Below are 3,803 nucleotides of genomic sequence, written 5' to 3'. Positions count from 1 at the left end.
TCTTATGATAGTCTAGGTAATAATGTGATTTTGTTTTTTGCGACAGAATCGACGGGAGAAGCTGCCCGCCTGAAACAGATCATTTGCTCTTACAATATTGCTTTCATACCCCTCATTATCATTTTTCTTAATAAAGCCAACCAAAATAGCGTGTTCTAAACCACCTAACGATTTAAATAGAATACGAATTGCCCCCCCAGGGTATGCCGAAAACCTAATTTCCCTCAACCCTTCAGCATCAGCCAGATTTTTAAATAAAGGCTTACCACCATTAAAACCTTTTTCACAAGCCAAGCTTAATTTATCTCTAACCCGTACCTTATTATCATCAGTTTGCTCTTCATACCAACTTAAAAAGTCTTCCGAAAAAAAACACTCTCCACAACTATCTTGAATATCTACTTTATTAAATTCATCGGACAATAGTTTCCCATGCCTATACTGAGCAATATTTTTTATAAGTAACTTTTCATCTATATATTTCCCATCAAAAGTACGCGCTATTTGAATTTTATGATTACACCATTGCTCGTCAGTATCAATACTTAATAAAATGGCATGCATGAACCAAGCAATTCCAAATACTTCGGGGTTATTAGCAATACCATAATTAGGCATATAAAAACTATAACTTGTTAGATCATCAATAATGTCATCAGGTAAATGATCCATAGCTGGACTTTTGTCTTCTATTTCTTCAAGAAACAAAAAAACATCCTGCTCACCATTCTCAAGAAGTCGTTCCTTAAAATCTAAATAAGTAAACGTTTCGGACAGTTCAACTTTTTCTAATGGCTCAGAAGAGGCAGAATCATGGTATATAACATATCGGTCTGTACCAGTATTTAAAGCTAATACTCCTTGCAACGAATCACTAAATAAATCATAAGCCTTATCTGAATCAAGCGCAGGAAAGCTATTAGAATTTAAACAAAAAATATGTTCCATAACTCAACCTTTTCGCGCAAGTATGGCTCTATTTTTCAAGGTTTGATCAAAAAAACACTCTGGCCAAAAATCTAACTTTCCATTCTCATGAAGCTTAGGACTTTCAACTTCACTGGGCTCATTCGACTTTTTCGTAAAATACTGAAAAGCCACCTTATCAGCTGCAATTATTTGTTCTTTAACTGCAATCCGAATACCATCCATTAAATGATCGCTATGTGTTTCCACAACTATCTGAATATCACAAGAAGCAGCTAAAGCAATCAAATTACCCATTGCAGTTTGTCCTTGTGGGTGTAGGTGAGCTTCAGGGTTTTCAAGAATAACTAATACTCCTTGGTCTTTTTTCTTCTCTTCCCACTCCTCCCCCCAGCTTCCTTCCCACCCACCTGAAGGGGCTTGTGCGCTCATCCCTAAAATAGCAACCAAAATAGGTAAGGTATAACTTAAGCCAATTCTGAATATCACAAGAAGCAGCTAAAGCAATCAATTTACCCATTGCAGTTTGTCCTTGTGGGTGTAGGTGAGCTTCAGGGTTTTCAAGAATAACTAATACTCCTTGGTCTTTTTTCTTCTCTTCCCACTCCTCCCCCCAGCTTCCTTCCCACCCACCTGAAGGGGCTTGTGCGCTCATCCCTAAAATAGCAACCAAAATAGGTAAGGTATAACTTAAGCCAAAGCCGACATTTGCTGGTCTAAAACCATCTATTTCAGCATAAGCAGAATCCGTTTTTGCATTAGTCTGGTACTGAAATTTAACACCTGGTGATATTTCATTTAGCCAGCCTTTTAGAACATAATCTAATGTTTTACCTTCTGCCTTTTCATGCACTAATACATCAGGAATAATGGTATTTTCAAATTGCTGTAAAAAATCCAAAACATACTCACCCTTATTACCAATCTGAGGGAATACACCTAAAGAACGTAATAAAGGTAGTGAAGTTTGTGGCCCCAGCCTATCCGCACTTATATAACGATACAAAGGTGCTTTGTCTGGTTTAACGAGCGTTGAATTATCGAGTTTAAGAGTGTCACTTTTGTTATCAGAAAAATGACAAGTAACCAGAACCGATTCACTTGTGGATGAAAAATTTGAACGTATATCATGTACCGTACCATGCCCATCTAAAAGTGCAGTATCACAATACATTCTTAATGCCTGAATTACAGAACTTTTACCGCTATTATTCAACCCAGCCAATAAAGTAAGAGGTTTAAATTCTATACTATTTTCTGGAAAAGATTTAAATGCATTTAATTCAATTTTAGTTATCATCAGGATTCTCTACCAATATGTCAGTTACAATTTTATTTATGACTTTATATCGCATCATCACGCCACTGGTCTTTTTTGTTGCATACCTACTAATAGAATGACTAAAAGCATCAGATTCTAACTGATCTTTATAGGCAATGAAAAATTCCTTTTTTTTACTACGTAGCATCTCAAATTCTTTTTCACTTAATGTACATAAAATTGTTGACCAGCTTTCAAATAATGATTTATTTATAGGTGACTTACGCGGACTATCAGGCAATGACGTTCTAAAGGCATGATCACCAAAAAGCTCGTGGCCTCTGAGCATTCCCTGAACAAACATTTTTTCTATGTCAGCTATATTGTTATAATTAATTGTCGGAATCGCCTCTTCTTTGCCATAAATATTAAGTAATTTCTTATGTTCCAGCTCTGGCATACAGTTAATAATACGCATGGCATTACTTAAAAACCTATCCATATCCGATTGGTACTCATCCACAGGTATAATCAGAAAAGCCAAAAATCTAAGTACCAATTCTCTAGCCCCCATACGGGTATCATTAATTTTTTTGTTAATTGCATTTTTAAACTCAGTTAATTCCACCAACTTAATTAACAGATCTGAAGAATTCCCCTGATAAAGTGCATGACGAATTTCTTGCCCTGTTAAAGGTAGTCCTCCCGTATTAATACGCTTAAAAATATTCCTTTTGACTTCCTCAGGTGTACTAGGGTTAATCACGGTAAATCGCATTTCAGTTTCTCTGATGGTATTAATCAACCGAACTTGTGAAGGATCATTTTCAATATCATCAAAGGTTTTACCATTAAATTTATTACCCAAAAATTCAAGGTTACTTAATTTTAATTTCTTTCCTTCTTTATCACCCAGCATAAAATTTCTAATTGTTGATAAGCGTTGTAAACCATCTACGACCTCCCAAGCTCCTTCTTCTGTTGCTGCAACATAAAACATGGGTAAAGGTATTTTAAGCATCAATGACTCTATCAATCGGCTTCTACGTGTCGGGTCCCAAACTTCACTACGTTGAAAATTAGGGGCTAACTGAATTGTTTTATGCTCTAAACGACGTATAACAGTATCCATGGCAATAACCTTAGACTCAATAGAGATTGAGTCAGGGTCAAAAGGCTCTAGAATATTCTCTTCTTGATTTTCAGATTCAATACCAATCTTTGAACCATCTTCGGACAGCTCTTCTTTAGTTTCTTCAGCTTCTAACATTTTTATCTCATTGTAAGCTCAATGAAGCACGGGTTCTGTCGCAAAAAATAAAATCACCTTATTGCCTACGATCATAAGATTTAATTTCAGCCAAAGAAGGTTCACATACTCAACTCACATTGAGCGGCTATTATCTCTTAAGAAATGATTTAAAATACCCTCTATTATAACTTTTATATGTAGAAGCATGCCCAAAAAAAATAATGCTGCAAGCTACTCAATTGAACGCCTCGATCACTTAGGCAGGTTCTGTCGCATAAAAATAGGTTACAGTTGATTTTTACACAAACATTTATTTTTTGCGACAGAACCAAACTTGGTTATCACTGCCCTTTATCTGGTTAA

The 3,803-nt window shown here is 35.8% G+C and carries 4 protein-coding genes; all 4 read right to left on the bottom strand.

From position 1 onward, the window contains the following. Positions 1 to 12 precede the first annotated feature (12 nt). Genes CDZ78_RS19130 through CDZ78_RS19115 form a run of 4 tightly spaced genes read right to left on the bottom strand, consistent with a single transcriptional unit; the run spans position 13 to position 3,458 of the window. A complete protein-coding gene (locus tag CDZ78_RS19130) occupies positions 13 to 948 on the bottom strand; it encodes a type II toxin-antitoxin system RelE/ParE family toxin (RefSeq protein WP_087871394.1) in 936 nt (311 codons plus the stop codon). A 3-nt stretch (positions 949 to 951) separates the two neighbouring features. Next, entirely contained in the window at positions 952 to 1,359 is a 408-nt protein-coding gene (locus CDZ78_RS19125; protein WP_244559299.1) for an AAA family ATPase, read from the bottom strand. Beyond that, complete coding sequence (locus CDZ78_RS19120; RefSeq protein ID WP_244559298.1) at positions 1,265 to 2,227, bottom strand: AAA family ATPase; 963 nt, start codon at positions 2,225 to 2,227, stop codon at positions 1,265 to 1,267. The genes CDZ78_RS19125 and CDZ78_RS19120 overlap by 95 nt, the downstream gene beginning before the upstream one ends. Beyond that, positions 2,217 to 3,458 carry a DUF262 domain-containing protein gene (locus tag CDZ78_RS19115; RefSeq protein ID WP_087871392.1) on the bottom strand — a complete coding sequence of 414 codons (1,242 nt, stop codon included), beginning with the start codon at positions 3,456 to 3,458 and terminating at the stop codon, positions 2,217 to 2,219. The genes CDZ78_RS19120 and CDZ78_RS19115 overlap by 11 nt, the downstream gene beginning before the upstream one ends. Positions 3,459 to 3,803: the final 345 nt, after the last annotated feature.

The sequence above is a fragment of the Bathymodiolus platifrons methanotrophic gill symbiont genome (assembly GCF_002189065.1).
Taxonomy (GTDB): Bacteria; Pseudomonadota; Gammaproteobacteria; order Methylococcales; family Methylomonadaceae; genus Methyloprofundus.
The sequence above is the reverse complement of the archived record's forward strand: the minus strand, read 5'-3'. Positions and strand labels throughout refer to the sequence as shown.

Bases quoted from the DNA above. Each gene is read 5' to 3' on its own strand.
- CDZ78_RS19130 (WP_087871394.1), bottom strand. From the start codon at position 948: ATGGAACATATTTTTTGTTTAAATTCTAATAGCTTTCCTGCGCTTGAT.
- CDZ78_RS19125 (WP_244559299.1), bottom strand. From the start codon at position 1,359: ATGAGCGCACAAGCCCCTTCAGGTGGGTGGGAAGGAAGCTGGGGGGAG.
- CDZ78_RS19120 (WP_244559298.1), bottom strand. From the start codon at position 2,227: ATGATAACTAAAATTGAATTAAATGCATTTAAATCTTTTCCAGAAAAT.
- CDZ78_RS19115 (WP_087871392.1), bottom strand. From the start codon at position 3,458: ATGTTAGAAGCTGAAGAAACTAAAGAAGAGCTGTCCGAAGATGGTTCA.